The organism is Catelliglobosispora koreensis DSM 44566 (genome assembly GCF_000379685.1).
GTDB lineage: Bacteria > Actinomycetota > Actinomycetes > Mycobacteriales > Micromonosporaceae > Catelliglobosispora > Catelliglobosispora koreensis.
Map to the genome: position 1 here is coordinate 331,407 of NZ_KB903250.1, position 20,548 is coordinate 351,954.

The window sequence follows — 20,548 nt, forward strand, 5'->3', positions numbered from 1 at the left end:
ACGCATGAAATTTAGGAGGCTCAATGCAGGTCCGCAGGCTCGCCGCCTGGGTCGCGCTGCCCCTTTCCGCCGCACTCGCTCTTGCCGCGTGTGGCTCGGGCGGCGGTTCCGGCAGCTCAAACCCGGACGGTGTTATCTCGATCGGTATCGGGGAACCACAGCACCTTCTCCCGGGTAACACCCACGAGACCGAGGGCGCCCAGGTCATGGCCGCTCTCTACTCACCGCTGGTCAACTTCGATGAGGCCGGCAAGCCGTTCGAGGTTGCCGCGGAGAGCATCACCTCGACCGACAACAAGGTCTGGACGATCAAGCTCAAGGACGGCAAGTTCCACAATGGAGAGGCTGTTGACGCTGACAGCTTCATCAACTCCTGGAACTTCACCGCCTACGGCCCCAACGCCCAGGACAACAGCTTCTTCTTTGACAAGTTCCAGGGCTGGGCGGATCTCAACCCGAGCGACGCCAATGTCGTGCCGACGCAGAAGACCCTCTCGGGTCTGAAGAAGATCGACGACAAGACGATCGAAGTAACGCTGTCCGCGCCGTTCACCGAGTTCCGCTCGCTGCTCGGCTACACCGCGTTCTACCCGCTGCCCAAGGCGGCCTTCCAGGACCCCGCGGCCACTCCGCTGGTGCTGAAGACCGACTTCGAGCAGGCCCCGATCGGCAACGGTGCCTTCAAGATCAAGGGCAACTGGCAGCACGACCAGCAGATCGAGGTCGAGCGCTTCGCCGACTTCACCGGCGAGAAGCCCAAGGTCGGTGGCATCCTCTTCCGGATCTACCAGAACCAGGGCGCTCAGTACGCCGACCTGCTCGCCAACAACCTCGACGTGGTCAAGACGATCCCGACCGAGTCGCTCGCCACGGTCCAGGGTGACCTCGGCGACCGCTTCCGTCAGTCGCCTTCGTCGTCGTTCCAGTTCCTGGCGTTCCCGACGTTCGACGCTCGCTTCAGCAAGCCCGAGGTGCGCAAGGCGATCTCCATGGCGATCAACCGTGAAGAGATCGTCCAGCAGGTGTTCCAGGGTTCACAGAAGGCCGCTTACTCCTTCGTTTCACCGGTCGTCGCGGGCTACCGCGACAACACCTGTGGCGTGAACTGTGAGTTCAAGCCGGCCGAGGCCAAGGCTGCCTACCAGGCCGCCGGTGGACCTTCCAGCCTGAACATCACCTACAACGCTGACGGTGGCCACAAGCAGTGGGTCGACGCGACCTGCAACCAGCTCAAGGCCAACCTGGGTGTGGAGTGCGTGGGCACGCCGGAGGCGAAGTTCGCCGACCTGCTGCAGAAGGTCGAAGACAAGGCTGAGGTCGGCATGTTCCGGCTCGGCTGGTCCTTCGACTACCCGTCGATGGAGAACTACCTCGGCCCGCTGTACACCACGGATGGTTCGTCGAACTACTACGGCTACAGCAACCCGGCGTTCGACACTCTGGTGAAGGAAGGCGCTGCCGCTCCGACCCCGGACGACTCGATCAAGAAGTACCAGGAGGCCGAGGACATCCTCGTGCAGGACATGCCTGTCCTCCCGCTCCGCTTCGGCCAGAACAACTACGGTTTCTCGACCAAGGTTCAGAACGTTGAGCTGGATCTATTCAGCCGCGTCGACCTGAACAAGATCGAAGCTGTTAGCTAAGGGTTCATAGCCCAAACGGTGGTGCCGGTTCCTTCGGGGGCCGGCACCACCGGCCGGTTTAGGCACATCCGCTCCGTCGACCTCAGCAGCATGGTACGAAGAACACATATTTCGTACATATTGGGGCTGCTAACGGCTAAGAGAGACTTCGACGATGTTCCGTTATCTTGTGCGGCGATTCCTCCAGATGATTCTGGTCTTCGTCGCCACCACCTTCATCGTGTTCGCGCTGATGTACGCGACCGGTGGAGACCCCATCCAGGCGCTGGCGGGCGAACGTCCCGTTAGCGAACAGCAACGCGCTCAGCTCACCAAGCTCTACGGCCTGGACCAGCCCTTCCTCGTGCGCTATTGGAACTACTTGACCGGCCTGCTCAGGCTTGACTTCGGCAAGGCCCTCAACGGCCGCGACGTCAGCGAAATCATCGCCTCAGCGCTGCCGGTCACCGCGAAGCTAGCGCTCATCGCGATCATCACGACCATCGTCGTCGGCGTCGTGGCTGGCATCATCGCCGGTGTCCGCCGGGGCAGCATCTTCGACAACAGCACGCTCGTCCTGACGCTAATCGTCATCGGCATTCCGATCGTGACGCTGGCTCCGCTCGCGCAGTACATCTTCGGCATCAAGCTCGGCTGGTTCCCCGCCACCGCGGCCGGCCGCGAAGACGATATATACGCGTTGCTCTTGCCCGGCATCATTCTCGGCGCGCTTTCGGTGGCCACCGCGATGCGGCTAACACGAGCGTCCTTTAACGAGAACCTGCGCTCTGACTACGTCAGGACGGCCCGCTCCAAGGGCTTGCCCGGCCGGCGCGTGATCGGTGTGCACGTGCTGCGGAACTCGCTCATCCCCATCATCACGTTCCTCGGCATCGAGCTTGGCGCGCTGATGGCTGGCGCGATCGTGACTGAGAGTGTCTTCAACGTCAACGGCATCGGCTTCAACCTCGCCCGGGCCTTGCGCACGGAAGACGCTCCGCTTGTGGTCGGGCTCGTGAGCGTACTGGTGATCATCTTCCTTGTCGCGAACCTCATCGTCGACCTTCTCTACGCTGTGCTGGACCCAAGGATTCGCTATGAGTGATTTTGAAACTGTTGCGGCGACGGAGTTTCATACCGCTCAGCCGGGTCCGGCCGGTGACGTCAACGCTCCCAGCCAGCCGCACTCGATGGAGACGCAAAAGCCCCGCAGCGCGGGCGCTGACGCGTGGCGGGAGCTTCGCCGCAAGCCATTGTTCTGGATCGGCCTCGTGCTCGCGCTCTTCGCGCTCGTCATGGCCTTCTGGCCGTCGCTATTCACTAGCGCGGACCCGCAGACCTGTCAGCTGAGCCGCCGCATGGCCCCAGCCTCCGGCGGCGCGATCTTCGGGTTCGACGTGCAGGGCTGCGATGTGTACGCCAAAGCCGTCTACGGTACGAAGAACTCCCTCATGATCGGTGGCCTGGCCGCCCTGCTCGCGGGCGTCGTCGCCATGCTGCTGGGTGTCACGGCGGGCTACTTCGGACGGTGGTGGGACGCGATCGTTTCCCGCGTCGTCGACATCGTGCTGGGCTTGCCGTTGCTGTTGGCGGGCATCGTGTTCATGCGCCGCGTGGCCAACGCTGGTGGCGGGGCGAACGCCCGGGTCTGGGCGCTGATCGCGATTCTGGGTCTCCTGGGCTGGACGACGGCGGCACGCGTGATCAGAAGCTCCGTCATCACGGCGAAGCAACAGGACTACGTGCACGCGGCGAGGATGCTGGGCGCTGGACACGGCCGGATCATGTTGCGGCACATCCTGCCCAACGCGCTCGCGCCGTTCATCGTCATCATCACGATGGCACTCGGTGCGTTCATCGCGGCGGAGGCGACGCTTTCGTTCCTTGGCGTCGGCCTCATCCCGCCGAGCCAGTCGTGGGGTCTGTCCATTTCGGAGATGTATCCCTACATGCGGGAGAACGCCATTCCGCTCGCGGTGCCTTCAGCGTTCCTGGCTCTGACCGTTCTCGCGTTCATCATCCTGGGCGACACCATCCGTGAAGCCTTCGACCCGAAGTTGCGATGAGGACTTCCATGACTGACATCCACGTCGAAACCGAACGGGTCCAAGGACATCACCTGCTTGAGGTGAAGGATCTGTTCGTCGAGTTCCACACCCGTGACGGCGTCGCCCGGGTCATCAACGGGGTCTCGTACCATCTCGATCCCGGTGAAACGCTTGCGGTGCTTGGGGAATCGGGTTCGGGTAAGTCCGTGACCGCGCAGGCCATCATGGGCATCCTGGACATGCCACCGGCGAAGATCCCGAAGGGCCAGATCCTCTACAACGGTGAGGATCTGCTGAAGATGCCGGAGGACAAGCGCCGCGATATCCGTGGGCAGCAGATCTCCATGATCTTCCAGGACGCCTTGTCCGCATTGAACCCCGTGTTCTCCGTGGGCTGGCAGATCTCCGAGACATTGCGCACCCGCATGGGAATGTCCAAGGCGGACGCCATGAAGCGGGCCGTCGAGCTGATGGATCAGGTCAAGATTCCCGCGGCTAAAGCCCGGCTGAAGGACTATCCGCACCAGTTCTCCGGCGGTATGCGCCAGCGCGTCATGATCGCGATGTCGCTCGCCATGGATCCGAAGGTGCTGATCGCTGACGAGCCGACCACGGCACTTGACGTCACGGTGCAGGCCCAAATCATGGACCTGCTCGCGGATCTGCGGCGTGACCTGAACATGGGCATGATCCTGATTACACATGACCTCGGTGTCGTGGCCGACGTGGCCGACCGCATCGCCGTCATGTACGCCGGCCGCATCATCGAGCACGCCGACGTGCGCGCGCTCTACAAGCAGCCCGCCCACCCCTACACCAAGGGCCTGCTCGAATCGATTCCGCGGCTCGACGACAAGGGCACGGTTCTGAAGACCATCAAAGGCTTGCCGCCCAACCTGATGCGTCTGCCGACCGGGTGTAAATATCACCCGCGCTGCCCATACACCCAGCCCATCTGCGTTTCGGACGAGCCCCGCTCGCTGAACCTCGGCAACGGCCGCACCAGCGCGTGCCACTTCGCGAAGGAGATGCTCAGTGGCGAACTTGGGTGAATCGATCCTGCAGGTCGACAACCTCGTCAAGCATTTCCCCATCACCCGCGGGATTCTGTTCAAGAAGAAGGTTGGCGCCGTCAAGGCGGTCGACGGGGTGAGCTTCGAGCTGCACAAGGGTGAAACGCTTGGTATCGTTGGCGAATCCGGCTGTGGCAAGTCCACACTGGCCAAACTGCTGATGCGCCTGGAACACCCCACGGCCGGGCGAGCGACGTTGCACGGCAAGGACATTTTCAAGATGTCCGGCTCTGAGTTGCGCAGGCTGCGCCGCAATGTGCAGATGGTCATGCAGGACCCCTACACGTCGCTCAACCCCCGCATGACGGTCGGTGACATCATCGGTGAACCGTTCGAAATCCACCCCGAGGTGGCACCGCGAGGCGACCGGGAACGCAAAGTCCAAGAGCTGCTTGAGCTTGTCGGCCTGAGCCCGGAACACATCAACCGCTATCCGCACCAGTTCTCCGGCGGACAGCGCCAGCGCATCGGCATCGCCCGCGCGCTCGCCCTCAAGCCCGAGGTCATCGTCTGCGACGAGCCAGTGTCCGCCTTGGACGTCTCGATCCAGGCTCAGGTCGTGAACCTGTTGGAGAGTCTGCAAAACGAACTGCAGCTGTCCTACATCTTCATCGCACACGACCTGTCCGTCGTGCGGCACATCTCGGATCGCGTGGGCGTCATGTATCTCGGCAAGATTGTCGAGATCGGCACCGAGGACGAAATCTACAACCGTCCGACCCACCCGTATACGCAGGCGCTGCTGTCAGCGGTTCCCGTGCCCGACCCGATGGCACGCGAGCACCGCGAAATCATCCGCCTCGAAGGTGACGTGCCCTCTCCGGCGGATCCACCATCGGGCTGCCGCTTCCGTACCCGCTGCTGGAAAGCTCAAGAAAAGTGCGCGCTGGAGGAGCCTTTGCTCATCCGCCGCGCCGTCGAGCCACACCCGTCAGCCTGCCACTTCGCCGAGCTGCGCCACGTCGTAGCGTGACGGTCCCTGCGCCGCAACGGTTCAACCCGTTGCGGCGCAGCCTTTGCCTAGGCGTTTGGGGCGCTTTTATTCGCCGGTCCGCCGTGGTCCAGACCGCGAGCTCCCGCGCGGCACGCAAGGTCCGCGCATCCCGGGCTCGCCATGCCGCGCTTCCACGGCCTTCCCCGCGGCTCACGGCCGCCGCTTTGCGGCGACCTAGTCGTGATCCACAGCCCAGAACGAGATCCACAGCCTGTCGGACGTGATCAAAAGGCTCTTTGATCACGTCTCAAGGGATGTGGATCAGGACTGGGCGGGGGCAAGCGGCACGGGCGGGAGGGAGGGTGATTAGTGGTAGAAGTGGCGGGCGCCGGTGAAGTACATGGTGATTCCGGCGGCGTTGGCTGCTTCGATCGCTAGCTCGTCGCGGATGGAGCCGCCAGGCTGGACCACGGCGGTGACGCCCGCGTCAATGAGCACCTGGAGCCCGTCCGGGAACGGGAAGTAGGCGTCGGAAGCGGCGACCGAACCCTTGGCACGATCGCCAGCGCGGGCGATGGCGAGGCGGCAGGAGTCGACGCGGTTTACCTGGCCCATGCCGACGCCGACGGAGGCGCCGCCCGAGGCGAGCAGGATGGCGTTGGACTTGACCGCACGCACGGCGCCCCAAGCGAATTCGAGGTCGTCGAGCACCTCGGGGGATGCCGGGTCGCCGGCGGCCAGTTGCCACGCCTCGACTTCGTCGCCGGGAGCGCCAAAGTCGTCGCGGGTCTGGGTCAGATAGCCGCCGCTGATCTGGCGCAGCTCCACAATGGACTGTGGGGCGTAGGCCGGAGCGCGCAGGATCCGCAAGTTTTTCTTCTGCGACAGGATGTCCACGGCACCGTCGGCATAGGACGGTGCCACGATCACCTCAGTGAAGATCTCCGCCACCTGCGCGGCTAGTTCCACCGTGACCTCACCGTTGACCGCGATCACGCCACCGAACGCTGACGTCGGGTCGCAGGCGTGGGCCTTGCGGTGCGCCTCGGCCACGTTGTCGGCGATGGCGATGCCACAAGGGTTCTGGTGCTTGATGATCGCGACTGCCGGGACACTGAAGTCATGGGCTGTGCGCCAGGCGGCGTCGGCGTCGAGATAGTTGTTGTAAGACATCTCCTTGCCACCGAGCTGCTCCGCCTGAGCGAGGCCCTTAGCCCGGGGCTCGGTGTACAGAGCGGCACGCTGATGCGGGTTCTCGCCATAGCGGAGCACCGCCGTGCGGCGCAGCGCCAGGCCACCGAAGTCGGGCCACCACTGGTCGCTGGGGTGCAGCTCCTGTGCGCACCACTCGGCCACAGCCACGTCATAGTCGGCGATGTCAGCGAAAGCGTGGGCGGCGAGCATCCGTTTTTCTTCATCGCTGAACCCACCGCGCTCCAAAGCGGACAGCACTAGGTCGTAGAAGCGGGGAGAAGTCACGACAGCGACGTTGGCGTGGTTCTTGGCCGCGGCACGCACCATGGCTGGCCCGCCTATGTCGATCTGGGCGATGCATTCCTCGATCGAGGCCTTGGAGGCCACCGTCTCCTGGAACGGGTAGAGGTTCGACACGAGCAAATCGAACGGCTCGATCCCGTGCTCGGCGAGCTCCGCGCGGTGCGACTCGAGCCGCACGTCGGCGAGCAGCCCAGCGTGCACCTTGGGGTGCAATGTCTTGACGCGGTCGCTGAGGATCTCCGGGAAACCGGTCAGCTCCTCCACTTTGGTCACCGGCACGCCGGCCGCGGCGATGGCCGCCGCTGTGGACCCGGTCGAGACAATCTCCACGCCAGCGCCGTGGAGCCTCTCCGCCAGGTCGGTGATTCCGGTCTTGTCGTAGACGCTGATGAGTGCGCGTCGAATCACGGGACAGTGACCTTTCTTCCGTTAATCGTCCAGCCCTCGCGAGCCATGCGGCCCACATAGTCGACTAGTTGGGCCCGCTCCGCCACCTTGATCCGTTCGGTCAGGCTCTCAACGGTGTCGTCGTCTAGCACCGGCACCGCGACCTGCGCGATGATGGCGCCAGTGTCCACACCTTCGTCCACAATGAACAATGTCGCCCCGGTGATCTTGACGCCATAGTCAAGGGCATCGCGGGGCCCATGAATTCCGGGGAATGCGGGTAATAGCGCGTTGTGCGTGTTCACGTAACGCCCGCCGAACTGGCCCAGGAACTCGTCGCCAGCGAGTTTGAGGAAGCCAGCCGAGATGACGAGGTCTGGTTTGAACTCCGCGACCGAGGCCGTCAGCGCCATGTCCCATTCGGAACGTGTGCCGAAGTCTTTGACCCGGCAGACGAACGAGGGAATCCCAGCATCCTGCGCACGGGCCACGCCGCCAGTGTCGTCGCGGTCAGCGCCGACCGCGACGACTTGCGCGCCGAACGCGGGGTCGGCGCAGGCATCGAGGAGCGCCTGAAGGTTAGAGCCGGAGCCGGAGACCAAGACGACGAGCCGAGCGGTCACCCGTGCACTCTACCGCCAGGCTCATCAGCCCTGTTGAGCACGGTCGCGGAGACTAATCAGGGTGTTTTACCCCAGAAATCGGATCTTAGGCGGATATTAGGACTAAGTGATTGTTGCCGCGAGGGGAGCCAGCGTTGTCTTATCCACCGAATACACCACATAACTCAGACGACCTGCCCGACGCCACTAGGCCGGGCAAGTCCTTTGAAGATTCGACCATTCCCCCACCACCTCCGCCGTTGCCGCCAACGCCACCCGAGCCGCCAACGCCGGAACCACCCATGCCCCCGGTTCCGCAGCCTCCCATGCCGCCCGCGCCAGAGCCGCCGTCACCGACGCCTCCGATGCCGCCGGCCCCCACTCCCGTACCACCCGTTCCTCCTGTTCCGCCGGTCTCCGGCGGAACAGGGGCTACGGCCGCAGGTGCGGCTGGCGCCGCGGGGGCGTCAGCCGCAGGTATGGGTGGCAGTAGTGGCTATACGCCGCCTGTGCCACCGGTTCCTCCCGTGTCCGGAGGGACTTACGCGTCAACACCGCCCACGGGCACGACGCCGCCGTTGACACCTCCCGGCCCGCCGCTCAACCCCAGCGGCACCACCTATGGTGGCCGCGGCGACGCCAAGGCGAACCTTCTGGGCTATCTGTCCCTGGTCTTCGGCATCATTGGCACGGGTTGCTGCTGCTGCCCCTGGATCAACGGAGCACCCTTCCTGGGCGGCATCCCAGCGATCGTGCTCGGCTTCTTGCACCTGCAGAAGGTCAAGAAAGGTCAGGCCACGATGGCCTGGCTTGGCTGGGTTGGCATCATTCTGGGCGCCCTCGCCATCCTCGGAGCCATTTGTGGCCTGACGACGGACTGGGACAGCCGAATCACAGACGAATACGACCGCCAATTTAACAATCCGTAACCATCGATTTCAGCAGCTGAGGGGATGTCCGCCGGGCATCCTCTCAGTCATGTGTCTCCAACTAGGCACGAATGGGGCCTTGACCAGCGATCACGCTATCGCCAGCATGAACGCCTGAGCTTGCGCCGAGGCGGCGCCAGCGAGCTCTATCCACAAAGGAGAAACACAAAGTGACCACCCCCGGATCGCCGGTCGACAAGAACTTGGGCATCTCCATCGCCGGCCTCATCGTGTTCTGGCCGATTGGACTCTTCGCCCTCATCAACGCGCTCAAGGTCGACGGTCTTGTCGCTCAGGGCGACATCGCTGGCGCGCAGACGGCTGCGGACAGCGCTAAGAAGTTCGGCAAGATCGCGATTATCGTCGGCATCGCGCTTTACGTCGTTTGCTGTGGTGGATACGTGGCGCTCATTGGCCTCGGAACCGCTGCCAGCAGCATGTGAGGTTTTGACCTCAGCGCGGCCCGGGTCTCCCGGGCCGCTTTTGTCTATTCAGGACGCGAGACGAGCTGCTGTCTGAGAAAGGCTCCAGCCACCCCAAGACACGCGCCGAGAGTGATCGCGAGCATGGCTCCCGCGCCTGCTTGCCAAGGCACCGCCCCGATCGGGAACGGTCCGCCGCCATCCAGCTTGCCCGACCCGGCATAGGTCGCGGCGGCGATCAGAAGACCAGCGACGGGACCGGCCAAGGCGGCCGAACCGAACATCCGCATCCACCGGGGATCGGGCAGCACCATGTCACCGGAACGCGTGCGCCTGGCCCGCAACCGGCGCCGCACCAACAGCATGCTCGCCGTAAGCCCGGCAAGCACCGGAATCGCCATCATCATCCACGCCAGACCGTGCAAAGCAGACGAGGGCAGTCCCGCGAACGCTGGCAACGGCGGCAGAGCCTGCGGCTGACCCGGCTCCGCGGCGGCCATGGTCACCGTGCCCGCGCTGATGATGACGCCAGGACCGATCACGAAACCAGCTCCGGCCAGATAACTGGTGGCCCACAACGCCATGTTGGGCGCGAACGCCAGGCAAATCACGGTCACCCCGGCCTGGCCCGCGACGCCAGACGGGAAAGTCCCGAAAAGCTGAACCGCCTCACCGCCATTGAGCGCGATCGCCAACCCGCCCGCTCCTGCGCCGGCGCCTATCAACAGGAAGCACCCGACCACGCCCGTACGCAGACCGTCTCTTAGCAACTGCGGGGTCCGCCGCGCGATCGACCGCACGGCACCGGTCGCGCGAAGCGCTCCGACCAGACCAGCCACCGTGCCACACACGAACAGGTGCAGCGCCGAACGCCCGACACTGACCGTCAAACCTGGACTGTCAATGACTATCGCGGCCGCGGCGCCGATCACTGAGTACCCACTGCCGATGCTGAGGGCGACGAAGAGTGCCTGGCGCACGGACCCGGAACCGCGCGCGCCTATGCCTCTGGTGGCGTGCACCCCGGCGCGGTTGAGGCGCCATAGGGCGAGCAGTGTAACGGAAAGCGGGGCAAGTCCAACGTAGACAGAAGGTGTCTGCAACGGCACGCCATGGGCGAGCAGCCAGCCGGCGACCGCGATGATGACGGCGCCGCCATCAGGTTTGCGGCCTAAGGTCACCTGTCCCAGAACGACCAGCACGAGCACGGCGGCCAGGCTGATGAGGGCCGCCAGGCCGGTTCCAACGGCGACAGTCACCGCGAGCGGCGCGTGAGATTGCCTTCTGCTGGGGGCCGGCTGGTGCTGCCACGGGATACGCACCGTGAGCTGCGCCGCGAGCTCCTCCTCGGAAGGCTGCCGTTGCGGCCCAATGAACGTGTCTTCGTGCGGGGTGGTCATCAGGCGTTACCTAACCACAATCCCGTCCCGGAAACCACGAACTAAGCCCTGTGCCCGAAATGCGCCGTTAATCTACTTCTATGACAGATGCACCACCGCCTGGAAGCGAGCCGGTCAACCCCGTCTCCCACCCCTCGGACGCGGCCATGGCCAAGCCGAAGGACAACGCACAGCTCTACGGCATCATCGGCGTGATCGCCGCGTTCATCTGCTGCCCGCCGCTCGGCATCCTCTTTGGATGGATGTCGATGACAGAGGCGAAAAAACTTGGCCGCGATGACACGCTGGGCAAGGTCGCCTTCTGGGCCGGCATCGTCGTCACCGCCGGATGGCTACTGTCCGCCGTTGCCTGGGCGTGTCTGGGCGGCGCCGGCATGATGTGGGGCAACCGCTAAAGCAAAAGGGGAACTCCGTTGTGGAGTTCCCCTTTGTTACGGACTTAGTTGCCGCTCATAACTTCCCGCATGAGGCGAGCGGTCTCCGACGGGGTCTTGCCCACCTTGACGCCGGCGGCTTCGAGCGCCACCTTCTTGGCTTCGGCGGTACCAGATGAGCCGGAGATGATCGCGCCAGCGTGACCCATGGTCTTGCCGGGCGGGGCCGTGAAGCCAGCGATATAGCCGACGACCGGCTTGGTCACATTGGCCTTGATGAACTCGGCGGCGCGCTCCTCAGCGTCCCCACCGATCTCACCGATCATCACGATGGCGTCCGTCTCCGGGTCGTCCTGGAAGGCGGCGAGCGCGTCGATGTGAGTGGTGCCGATGATCGGGTCACCACCGATACCGACGCAGGTCGAGAAGCCGATGTCGCGCAGCTCGTACATCATCTGGTAGGTAAGCGTTCCCGACTTCGACACCAGGCCGATGCGGCCCGGGCCGGCGATGTCGGCCGGGATGATGCCAGCGTTGCTGGCGCCCGGAGACGCGATGCCGGGGCAGTTCGGCCCGACGATGCGCGTCTTGTTACCGGTCGCGACGGCGTGTGCCCACAGAACGGCGGTGTCGTGCACCGGAACGCCCTCGGTGATGATGACGGCGAGCGCGATGCCCGCGTCGATCGCCTCGATCGCGGCGTCCTTGGTGAACGCCGGCGGCACGAAGATAACCGTTACGTCAGCACCGGTTTCCTTCATCGCGTCCTGGACCGAGCCGAAGACCGGGACGCTGGTGCCATCGAAGTCGACGCTCGTGCCCGCCTTGCGCGGGTTGACGCCACCGACGATGTTCGTGCCGGCCTTGAGCATGCGGCGGGTGTGCTTCGAGCCCTCCGAGCCGGTCATGCCCTGCACGATGACTTTGGAGTCCTTGGTAAGCCAGATTGCCATGGTTATGCTCCCGCTGCCGCAAGCTCGGCGGCGCGCTTTGCCGCACCGTCCATTGTGTCCACCCGCTCCACCAGCGGGTTGTTGGCGCCATCGAGGATCGCCCGGCCGGCCTCAGCATTGTTGCCATCGAGCCGCACGACCAGCGGCTTGTTCACCGTCTCGCCCTTGCTTTCGAGCAGGGCGAACGCGCTGATGATGCCGTTGGCCACAGCGTCGCAAGCGGTGATGCCACCGAAGACGTTGACGAACACGCTCTTCACGGCGGGGTCGCTCAGCACGATCTCCAGACCGTTGGCCATCACCTCGGCGCTCGCGCCACCACCGATGTCGAGGAAGTTCGCCGGCTTGACGTTGTTGTAGGCCTCACCGGCATACGCGACGACGTCCAGAGTGGACATCACGAGCCCGGCACCGTTACCGATGATGCCGACCTCACCGTCGAGCTTGACGTAGTTGAGGTCCTTGGCCTTGGCGGCCTGCTCCAGCGGGTCGACCGCCGACTTGTCCTCAAGCGCCTCGTGGTCGGGGTGCCGGAAACCGGCGTTCTCGTCGAGGGTCACCTTGGCGTCCAGGCATAGCACCCGGCCGTCAGCCGTCTTGGCCAGCGGGTTCACCTCAACGAGCGTCGCGTCCTCGGCGACGAACGTCTTCCACAGCTTCACCGCGATGTCGACGACCTGGTCCTTGACCTCGGCCGGGAAACCAGCCGCGGCAACGATTTCGCGTGCCTTGGCCTCATCGACGCCCTTCACCGCGTCGATCGCGACCTTGGCGACCTTCTCCGGCGACTCCTCGGCCACCTGCTCGATCTCCATGCCGCCCGCGACACTGGCGATGCAAAGGAACGTGCGGTTCGCCCGGTCCAGCAGATAGGAGAAGTAGTACTCCTCAGCGATATCCGCGGTCTCGGCGAGCATCACCTTGTGAACGGTGTGCCCCTTGATGTCCATGCCGAGAACTTGGCTGGCCTTCGCGAACGCTTCGTCGGGGGTGTCGGCGAGCTGAATGCCACCGGCTTTACCGCGGCCGCCGACCTTCACCTGCGCTTTGACGACAACGCGGCCGACCCGCTCAGCGATGGCTCGGGCCTCCTCGGGGGTCTCGGCCATGCCACCGGCCAGCACGGGCAATCCGTGCTTTTCGAAGACATCGCGCCCCTGGTATTCGTACAGGTCCACTAGTACCTCTTCGCTCAACTCCCGCACCCGACATTGGATCGGCGGGGCCTATGGCCGCAGCCTAGCGGGCACGACTCACCCGAACGGACGTTCGGCCGAGCTTTGTGCAGGAGGCCACAACTCACACGGGAAGCGATTCGCAGATTCGTCCGTAACCCTCGGCAGAAGCCGTCGTTGAGAGTGGTGTCAGGCTGCTACAGACCGAAAGGTTGAGGCGGTTGACACAAACGGCCGATGCCCTGTCGGTCGAGGGGTGGCGGCGGGGCATCGTGCATAGAGGAGCCGGGCTTGTGAGGGGTGAGTCCGGCTCCTCCCTAATTTAGCCGCAGTCGGTGACTGCGGCTTTTGTCGTTATTTACGCCGGCTGTGAAACGTGACTGCGCACCCAGTCAACGATCGAATGTGTGGTCGCACCAGGCGTAAAGACCTTGGCCACACCGAGCTTTTCCAACTCCGGGATATCGGCGTCCGGGATGATTCCGCCTCCGAAGACGACAATGTCACCCGCCCCGCGCTCACGAAGCATCGCCACCACTTTGGGGAAAAGCGTCATGTGAGCACCAGAAAGAACCGACAGGCCAACGGCGTGCGCGTCTTCCTGGATTGCGGTCTCGACGATCTGCTCCGGCGTCTGGTGCAGGCCGGTATAGATGACCTCCATACCCGCATCCCGCAGGGCACGAGCCACTACTTTCGCGCCACGGTCATGGCCGTCAAGACCAGGCTTGGCAACCACCACACGAATTCTGGTGCTCATATATATGCCCTCATCTTTTCGGGATCTCCTTAACGAACGGTAACCCACCAGGGCCGGGTAGCGATGCAGGGTTCTGGGTTACTTGCCTAACATCCCCTGGTTACAGAGCGTGCTTAACGCATATGCCTGCGATTAGTGACGCAACCGGGCAATCTGCATCGGACAGTCGCACGAGTAATGACTCGCTTACGGACGGGGAACTTGCCCCGACCCCTAAGGGTTGGTTACGTTGTCCGGCAGTGCTCCTCAAACGGCACCAACAACGGGGCCGACAACTACGGAGGGTGTGCGTGCAATACCGGCCAGAGCCAATGCGTGAAAGCGACCGTTATCGCGGGCGCCGAAGGGCTCCTACCCCGGCACGGGGCCGCTACGCCGCGGTCCTCACCACCGCATTCGTCGGGGCCGGCATCGTCGCTTTTGGAGCGGGTGCTGGTATTAAAGACGCCAAAGTGGACGCTTTGGTTGCCGACACTTCCGTCGCCGAAGCAAGTTCTTCGCAGCGTGACTACGCCGCTGGCGCCCCCAACCGCAGCGTCGACCGCAACGTCGCTAGCTCCATCAGCTCAGCTCCTGAAGACGTTTGGCTACTCCCCCTGCGTGGCTACCGGCTAACTTCGCCGTTCGGCCAGCGCTGGGGACGGCTGCACGCCGGGATCGACCTCGGTGGCATCCGTGCCGGCACCCCGATCTACGCCGTCAAAGACGGCACCGTGATCCTGTGCCGGGCCAACGGTGGCTACGGGCTCAACGTGCAAATCGATCACGGCGGCGGCCTAGTCACCGTTTACGGCCACGCGAGCAAGCTTTTCTGTAAAGAGGGCCAGCAGGTTAAGGCTGGCGAGCTCATCGCTGCTGTGGGCAACACCGGGCACTCCTTTGGCGACCATCTCCACTTGGAGATCCACGTCAACGGCTCGCCAGTGAACCCGATCCCGTTCTTCAAGGAGCGCGGTGTGGACTTCTACCTCGAAACTGAGGCCGTTTACGGGGTCAACGGTTAGCAATCTTCGCTTTGGCGCCCGCTTCGTTTTGAAGCGGGCGCCATTGTCGTTTCTGCCCGATTTTCGTGAGCGCTCATCGTGACTCAGATCACGAGCTGCCCCTAGGGGACACCCGGAGATACCACTACGAAAGTAGGACATAAGCGAACGTCGAATTGACCGTTTTGTCGTCTCCTACTTTCGCCGGCGGTTGGCTACCTACCAAATGACCAGGCACTATGGCTCGTCCGTGTCAACGGGGACTACGGAGGGTTTACCTCGTGCTGAAAACAAAGATCGATGAATTGCTAAAAACCGGCCGCGACGGCGCCAACGCCGCCTCAAGCCGGATTCGCACTCGACTAGCCGGTCGCTCCCGGCAGGTCATCGCGGTAGCAGCGCTCACCGGAGTTGCCAGCCTCGGCCTCGTTGCCGCCGCTCTCGAAGACACCCCCAACACCAGCGACGCCGCGGCCACCGCCGAGCGTCAGCGGGCGGAAGCCGCCTTCCAAGCCAACCGCTCCACTCGTGAGTCGCAGACCCCCGCGGCAACCGAGTCAGCTACCCCCACAGCCACCGCTACGGATACCCCATCCACAGCGACTGAAACCCCCGCCGCTCAGGCAGCAACCCCCGAAGCCGCCCCCAAAGCAGCTCCCGCGTGGGTTGACCCCATGCCCGCCGGTGACATCAGCTCCTGCTACGGCCCCCGTTGGGGCACCATGCACGCCGGTGTCGACCTGTTCACCGACGAGAACGAGCCGATCCAGTCGGTCGGCAAGGGCACTGTGGTCGCCGCAGGCTGGGCCTACAGCGGCTATGGCATCTCGGTGGTCGTGGACCACCACAACGGCTTCCTGACCCACTACGCCCACATGAACAAGACCGCTGTGAGCATTGGTGACGAGGTCGGAGCCGGAACCCTGATCGGCTACGAAGGTTCCACCGGTGATTCCACCGGGCCGCACCTGCACTTCGAAGTGCACGCGGGCATGTGGAACCAGATCGAGCCGGCGCAGTGGCTACGCGACCGCGGAGTTGACCTCGGCGGCTGCTAAGAAGCCAACACAAGCAATACCCATCCCCATAAAAAACATCTGTGACCTGGATCTCTGCCCGATCCAGGTCACAGATGTCTCTAGATCTTTTCTAGCGGCGCGTGCCGCAGCACCAGCCACAGCGTCTGGTCGCCAAAGTCGACCTGCGCCTGGGCGCGCGGGCCGGCTCCCTGGACGGCCAGCACCCGGCCGAGCCCATAGCGCTGGTGGTTGACCCGGTCGCCGACTTCCACAGACGCACCCTTCGGGAGCAGGTCGCTCGCGGTGGCGAGCTTGCTCGGATCCACCCCGATCTTGGCGGCCAGTGCGGCGGCCTTGCTGGTGCCCCCTACGAAAGTGCTAGCGGCCCGCTCAGCGCCACGCTCGCGGCTGCCAATGCCGCCCCCGCTCCACGAGGTGTAGGCATCGGCTGTGCGCTGCCAGTCGATGAGCTCAGGCGGCAGTTCCTCCAGGAACCGTGAAGCCGGGTTGTACTGCGGCTGCCCCCAAGCCGAGCGGGTCACCGAACGCGAGATGTAGAGCCGCTGGCGTGCCCGGGTGATCCCGACGTAGGCCAGGCGCCGCTCCTCCTCCAGCTCCTTGACGTCACCAAGCGACCGCAAATGTGGGAAGACCCCGTCTTCAAGGCCGGACAGGAACACCACCGGGAACTCCAGCCCCTTAGCGGTGTGCAGCGTCATCAGGGTCACGACGCCCTGATGCTCAGGATCGTCTTCCGGCAATTCGTCGGCGTCAGCCACCAGCGCCACCTGCTCCAGGAATCCGGCGAGGCTGGCCGTTTCGTCGGCGGCGGCAGCGCGCTCGGCATATTCGCGGGCGACGCTCACGAGTTCCTGAAGGTTTTCCACTCGGCCTTCGTCTTGCGGATCGAGGCTTTCCTCGAGTTCGGCGAGCAGGCCAGAGCGGGTGAGCACCAGCTCCAGAACCTCTTCGGGCGGGGCGAAGGTGGCTCGTTCCCGGCAGTCGTCGAGCATGGCGACCAGCTCACCGATGGTGTTAACCGCCCGCGACGAGATGCCTGGTGCTTCGCCCGCGCGGCGCATCGCCGCCCCGAACGAGATCTTTTCCCGGGAGGCGAACGCCTCGATGATCGATTCTGACCGGTCGCCCAATCCCCGTTTCGGCGTGTTGAAAATGCGCCGCATGCTGACCGTGTCGTCCTCATTGGAGACAGCACGCAGGTAGGCCAGGGCGTCACGGACTTCACGGCGCTCATAGAAGCGAACGCCGCCAACGACTTTGTACGGCAAGCCGTGGCGAATGAACACATCTTCAAAGACTCGCGATTGCGCGTTAGTGCGGTAGAAGACTGCCACGTCACCTGGGCGGGCCTTGCCGCTGTCGCTCAGCCGGTCGATCTCGCGGGCGACGAAGTCAGCCTCGGCGTGCTCATTGTCAGCGACATAACCGGTGACCTTCTCACCCGTGCCCTGGTCACTCCACAGCCGCTTGGGTTTGCGGTCGCTGTTGCGGTCGATCACCGCGTTGGCGGCGGAGAGAATGGTCTGCGTCGAGCGGTAGTTTTGTTCCAGCAGAATGGTTTTAGCGTCTGGATAGTCGCGCTCGAACTCCAGGATGTTGCGAATCGTCGCCCCGCGGAACGCATAGATCGACTGGTCAGCGTCACCCACGACGCAAAGCTCGCCGGTCTCGCCAACGAGTTCTTTGATTAGCACGTATTGCGCGTGGTTGGTGTCTTGGTATTCGTCGACCAGCACATGCTTGAACCGGCGCCGGTATTTCTCGGCGACCTCGGGCTTGCCCTGTAGCAAGTGGACGGTCCGCATGATGAGGTCGTCGAAATCGAGGGCGTGCGCCTGCTGCAACTGTTGCTGGTAAAGGGTGTAAGCCTCGCCAAGGGCCCGCTGCATGGGGCCGTGTGGCTCAAAATCATCGGGGCCGATGAGCTCGTTCTTGAGGTTGGAGACCTGAGCGGCCAGCCCACGGGCGGGATAGCGCTTCGGGTCGAGATCTAGCTCACGCGCCACGATCTGCATGAGGCGGCGTGAGTCGTCAGCGTCGTAGATGGAAAAGCTGGACTTCAGCCCGGCGTGCTCATGCTCGGCCCGCAGGAGGCGCAGGCAGGAAGAGTGGAATGTGGACACCCACATGAGCCTGGCGCGAGCACCGACCTGGTGCCCGACGCGCTCCTTGAGCTCACCGGCCGCCTTATTCGTAAAGGTGATCGCCAGGATCTCGCCTGGATGAACCTTGCGCTCGGACAGAAGATAGGCGATGCGCTGCGTGAGCACGCGAGTCTTGCCAGACCCCGCCCCCGCGACGATCAGTAGCGGGGCACCAACGTGGGTCACGGCTGCGCGCTGAGGCTCGTTGAGCCCCTCCAGCAATGCGTTCATCGAACAGCGATTCTATTCGGCGGGTATGACACGCAACCGTCACCCACTGGCAGTGGAACGAGTGAGTGACTGTTGCAAAGATACGTACATGTCTTTATCCCCCTTCGCACGCGCCCGCCATCTGGCGCTGCCTGTCTTAGCACTGGCAGTCGTGGCCGCGCTTCCGTTCGCCGCAAGCCCAGCGCCCCAACAGGATGCCGCGTGGACCCCGATGACGCCGGTTTCGCTACAGCTGACCGACGTTCCGCAAGGGCAGGCGGCGTCTGGCAGTTTGCTTGCCTTCAACGATTTCCACGGCGCCATCGATCCTCCAACCGGCAGTGGCGGTCTCGTTACCGGTGCCCCCGCCGGCGGTTCGGAGTTCCTGGCGACCTGGGTTAAACGGCTGCGCGCCGAAGGCGAAGCGGCGGGAAGCGATGTTGTCACGGTGGGAGCCGGCGACCTGGTTGGGGCAACGCCTCTGGTCAGCGCCGCATTCCACGATGAACCCTCGATCGAGCTGCTCAACTCGCTCGGCCTGGACATCAGCTCGGTTGGCAACCACGAGTTCGACGAAGGAACGGTCGAGCTGCGGCGGCTCCAGTTCGGTGGCTGCCACCCGGTAGATGGCTGCGCCGACGGCGACGGATTCGATGGCGCTGACTTCCCCTACCTGGCCGCCAACGTGGTCAGCAAGGAGACCGGCCTGCCGATTCTGTTGCCAGCAACCATCAAAATCATTAATGGGGTACCGGTCGGCTTCATCGGCATGACCCTCGAAGGCACCCCGACGATCATCAACCCGGGCGCCCCGGGGAACAGTTCAGTTAAGTTCCTGGATGAGATCGAGACCGCCAACAGGTGGTCGCGGATCCTCAGCCTCCTCGGGATCAAGGCACAGGTGCTGCTGATTCATGAAGGTGGGCAGCAGGCCAGCACGGGTGAACCGTCCACGTGTGCCGGGTTCGCCGGGCCGATCACCGACATCGTGGCGGGCCTGCGCAAAGAGTTCGGGATCGTGGTGTCCGGACACACGCACCGCTTCTACTCGTGCTCGATGCTCAACTCGGCCGGCCTTCCCGTGGCCGTCACCAGCGCCGGAAGCAACGGAACGCTGGTAACGGACATCGATTTCACGCTGGACAAGCGGACCCGTCAGTTCGCCGCGGTCAGCGCACGCAACGTCATCGTCGAAAACGGCATCCGCAACGCGGATGGCACCTGGGCTAGGGACGCGGCAGGCAACTTCCTGCGCAACCCGGCTCTCATCGACGCCAGCGCCAAGGTCATCGCAGACAAGTACCGCACCGCCGTGGCGCCGATCGCTAACCGGGTCGTCGGCAAGATCACCGCCGACATCGTCCGGGACGTATTGCCCAACGGCGAGAGCCCGCTCGGTGACGTGATCGCCGACGCTCAGCTGGCTTACACCACGTCGGCGGGATCTCAGATCGCCCTCATGAACCCCGGCGGCATCCGGGCCCCGCTAACGTTCGCCAACTCTCCGGGCGGCGAACCGGCCGGTGACGTCACCTATGGCGAGTGCTTCACGGTGCAGCCGTTCAACAACCTCGTGGTGACGCAAACCTTTACCGGGGCGCAGATCGACGCGGTGCTGGAGCAGCAGTTCGCTGGGCACGCGGGGCAGATCGCCACGCGCATCCTGCAGCCTTCGGCCGGGTTCAGCTACACCTACAACTCCACGCTGCCGCTCGGTAGCCGGGTTTCCGACATCAAGCTCAACGGAGTGGCCCTCGACCCAGCGGCTACCTTCCGCGTGACGACCAACGACTTCTTGGCCAACGGTGGCGACGGTTTCACCACCCTGACCGCCGGAACGGACCGGGTCACCGCGCCCGGATTCGACGTTGACGCTCTCGTGGCCTACCTCGGCACGGGCTCCATCGCGCCCGGGCCAGCCAACCGCATCACGAAGGTTGGTTGATAACTCGATGGTCCTGGGGCATACTTGCCACGTGATCCAGCACGTACGCG

The 20,548-nt window shown here is 64.1% G+C and carries 18 protein-coding genes; 11 read left to right on the top strand and 7 right to left on the bottom strand.

Annotated elements, in window-relative coordinates; translation table 11 throughout:
- The first annotated feature begins 23 nt into the window (after positions 1–23).
- The 5 genes from A3E1_RS0108620 (at position 24) to A3E1_RS0108640 (ending at position 5,716) form a co-directional block, all read left to right on the top strand.
- The gene (locus A3E1_RS0108620) at positions 24–1,643 is read left to right on the top strand and encodes a peptide ABC transporter substrate-binding protein (protein WP_020520356.1); all 1,620 of its coding nucleotides are present in this window, start codon (positions 24–26) and stop codon (positions 1,641–1,643) included.
- 154 nt (positions 1,644–1,797) lie between these two features.
- The gene (locus A3E1_RS0108625) at positions 1,798–2,727 is read left to right on the top strand and encodes an ABC transporter permease (RefSeq protein WP_020520357.1); all 930 of its coding nucleotides are present in this window, start codon (positions 1,798–1,800) and stop codon (positions 2,725–2,727) included.
- Complete coding sequence (locus A3E1_RS0108630; protein WP_020520358.1) at positions 2,720–3,688, top strand: ABC transporter permease; 969 nt, start codon at positions 2,720–2,722, stop codon at positions 3,686–3,688. The genes A3E1_RS0108625 and A3E1_RS0108630 overlap by 8 nt, the downstream gene beginning before the upstream one ends.
- Before the next feature lie 8 nt (positions 3,689–3,696).
- On the top strand, positions 3,697–4,722 hold the full coding sequence (locus tag A3E1_RS0108635; protein WP_020520359.1) for an ABC transporter ATP-binding protein: 1,026 nt from the start codon (positions 3,697–3,699) through the stop codon (positions 4,720–4,722).
- Complete coding sequence (locus tag A3E1_RS0108640; RefSeq protein ID WP_026208234.1) at positions 4,715–5,716, top strand: ABC transporter ATP-binding protein; 1,002 nt, start codon at positions 4,715–4,717, stop codon at positions 5,714–5,716. Before A3E1_RS0108635 ends, A3E1_RS0108640 begins: the two co-directional genes overlap by 8 nt.
- Positions 5,717–6,043: 327 nt before the next feature.
- On the opposite strand, the gene purH is transcribed toward A3E1_RS0108640, so the two are convergent.
- Positions 6,044–7,582 carry a bifunctional phosphoribosylaminoimidazolecarboxamide formyltransferase/IMP cyclohydrolase gene (purH, locus tag A3E1_RS0108645; RefSeq protein ID WP_020520361.1) on the bottom strand — a complete coding sequence of 513 codons (1,539 nt, stop codon included), beginning with the start codon at positions 7,580–7,582 and terminating at the stop codon, positions 6,044–6,046.
- Complete coding sequence (gene purN, locus A3E1_RS0108650) at positions 7,579–8,184, bottom strand: phosphoribosylglycinamide formyltransferase (protein ID WP_020520362.1); 606 nt, start codon at positions 8,182–8,184, stop codon at positions 7,579–7,581. The genes purH and purN overlap by 4 nt, the downstream gene beginning before the upstream one ends.
- Before the next feature lie 488 nt (positions 8,185–8,672).
- Between purN and A3E1_RS44575 the strand changes: the two genes are divergently transcribed.
- Together A3E1_RS44575 and A3E1_RS39535 are read left to right on the top strand one after the other, a co-directional pair.
- On the top strand, positions 8,673–9,092 hold the full coding sequence (locus A3E1_RS44575; protein ID WP_157631405.1) for a DUF4190 domain-containing protein: 420 nt from the start codon (positions 8,673–8,675) through the stop codon (positions 9,090–9,092).
- Positions 9,093–9,262: 170 nt separating this feature from the next.
- The gene (locus A3E1_RS39535; RefSeq protein WP_020520364.1) at positions 9,263–9,535 is read left to right on the top strand and encodes a CD225/dispanin family protein; all 273 of its coding nucleotides are present in this window, start codon (positions 9,263–9,265) and stop codon (positions 9,533–9,535) included.
- Positions 9,536–9,579: 44 nt separating this feature from the next.
- Here the strand turns inward: A3E1_RS39535 and A3E1_RS39540 are convergent, their stop codons facing one another.
- Positions 9,580–10,914, bottom strand: coding sequence for a cell division protein PerM (locus tag A3E1_RS39540; protein ID WP_020520365.1), 1,335 nt, complete (start codon positions 10,912–10,914; stop codon positions 9,580–9,582).
- An 80-nt stretch (positions 10,915–10,994) separates the two neighbouring features.
- Between A3E1_RS39540 and A3E1_RS39545 the strand changes: the two genes are divergently transcribed.
- Entirely contained in the window at positions 10,995–11,309 is a 315-nt protein-coding gene (locus A3E1_RS39545) for a hypothetical protein (RefSeq protein ID WP_026208235.1), read from the top strand.
- 44 nt (positions 11,310–11,353) lie between these two features.
- Here the strand turns inward: A3E1_RS39545 and sucD are convergent, their stop codons facing one another.
- From sucD to A3E1_RS0108690, 3 genes are all read right to left on the bottom strand, one after another.
- Complete coding sequence (sucD, locus tag A3E1_RS0108680; protein ID WP_020520367.1) at positions 11,354–12,241, bottom strand: succinate--CoA ligase subunit alpha; 888 nt, start codon at positions 12,239–12,241, stop codon at positions 11,354–11,356.
- Between the two features lie 2 nt (positions 12,242–12,243).
- Complete coding sequence (gene sucC, locus A3E1_RS0108685) at positions 12,244–13,419, bottom strand: ADP-forming succinate--CoA ligase subunit beta (protein ID WP_020520368.1); 1,176 nt, start codon at positions 13,417–13,419, stop codon at positions 12,244–12,246.
- Between the two features lie 355 nt (positions 13,420–13,774).
- Complete coding sequence (locus tag A3E1_RS0108690) at positions 13,775–14,176, bottom strand: cobalamin B12-binding domain-containing protein (RefSeq protein WP_020520369.1); 402 nt, start codon at positions 14,174–14,176, stop codon at positions 13,775–13,777.
- Positions 14,177–14,487: 311 nt separating this feature from the next.
- Here A3E1_RS0108690 and A3E1_RS0108695 point away from each other — a divergent pair, with 311 nt between their 5' ends.
- Positions 14,488–15,180, top strand: coding sequence for a M23 family metallopeptidase (locus A3E1_RS0108695; RefSeq protein ID WP_020520370.1), 693 nt, complete (start codon positions 14,488–14,490; stop codon positions 15,178–15,180).
- A 260-nt stretch (positions 15,181–15,440) separates the two neighbouring features.
- Positions 15,441–16,217 carry a M23 family metallopeptidase gene (locus tag A3E1_RS0108700; protein WP_020520371.1) on the top strand — a complete coding sequence of 259 codons (777 nt, stop codon included), beginning with the start codon at positions 15,441–15,443 and terminating at the stop codon, positions 16,215–16,217.
- Between the two features lie 80 nt (positions 16,218–16,297).
- Here the strand turns inward: A3E1_RS0108700 and pcrA are convergent, their stop codons facing one another.
- Entirely contained in the window at positions 16,298–18,574 is a 2,277-nt protein-coding gene (pcrA, locus tag A3E1_RS0108705) for a DNA helicase PcrA (protein WP_020520372.1), read from the bottom strand.
- A gap of 88 nt (positions 18,575–18,662) precedes the next feature.
- Between pcrA and A3E1_RS0108710 the strand changes: the two genes are divergently transcribed.
- The gene (locus A3E1_RS0108710) at positions 18,663–20,498 is read left to right on the top strand and encodes a bifunctional metallophosphatase/5'-nucleotidase (RefSeq protein WP_026208237.1); all 1,836 of its coding nucleotides are present in this window, start codon (positions 18,663–18,665) and stop codon (positions 20,496–20,498) included.
- The last annotated feature ends 50 nt before the right edge of the window (positions 20,499–20,548 follow it).

Coding starts and splice junctions, on each gene's coding strand:
- A3E1_RS0108620 (WP_020520356.1), top strand. CDS start 24: ATGCAGGTCCGCAGGCTCGCCGCCTGGGTCGCGCTGCCCCTTTCCGCC.
- A3E1_RS0108625 (WP_020520357.1), top strand. CDS start 1,798: ATGTTCCGTTATCTTGTGCGGCGATTCCTCCAGATGATTCTGGTCTTC.
- A3E1_RS0108630 (WP_020520358.1), top strand. CDS start 2,720: ATGAGTGATTTTGAAACTGTTGCGGCGACGGAGTTTCATACCGCTCAG.
- A3E1_RS0108635 (WP_020520359.1), top strand. CDS start 3,697: ATGACTGACATCCACGTCGAAACCGAACGGGTCCAAGGACATCACCTG.
- A3E1_RS39540 (WP_020520365.1), bottom strand. CDS start 10,914: ATGACCACCCCGCACGAAGACACGTTCATTGGGCCGCAACGGCAGCCT.
- A3E1_RS39545 (WP_026208235.1), top strand. CDS start 10,995: ATGACAGATGCACCACCGCCTGGAAGCGAGCCGGTCAACCCCGTCTCC.
- sucD (WP_020520367.1), bottom strand. CDS start 12,241: ATGGCAATCTGGCTTACCAAGGACTCCAAAGTCATCGTGCAGGGCATG.
- A3E1_RS0108690 (WP_020520369.1), bottom strand. CDS start 14,176: ATGAGCACCAGAATTCGTGTGGTGGTTGCCAAGCCTGGTCTTGACGGC.
- A3E1_RS0108695 (WP_020520370.1), top strand. CDS start 14,488: ATGCGTGAAAGCGACCGTTATCGCGGGCGCCGAAGGGCTCCTACCCCG.
- pcrA (WP_020520372.1), bottom strand. CDS start 18,574: ATGAACGCATTGCTGGAGGGGCTCAACGAGCCTCAGCGCGCAGCCGTG.
- A3E1_RS0108710 (WP_026208237.1), top strand. CDS start 18,663: ATGTCTTTATCCCCCTTCGCACGCGCCCGCCATCTGGCGCTGCCTGTC.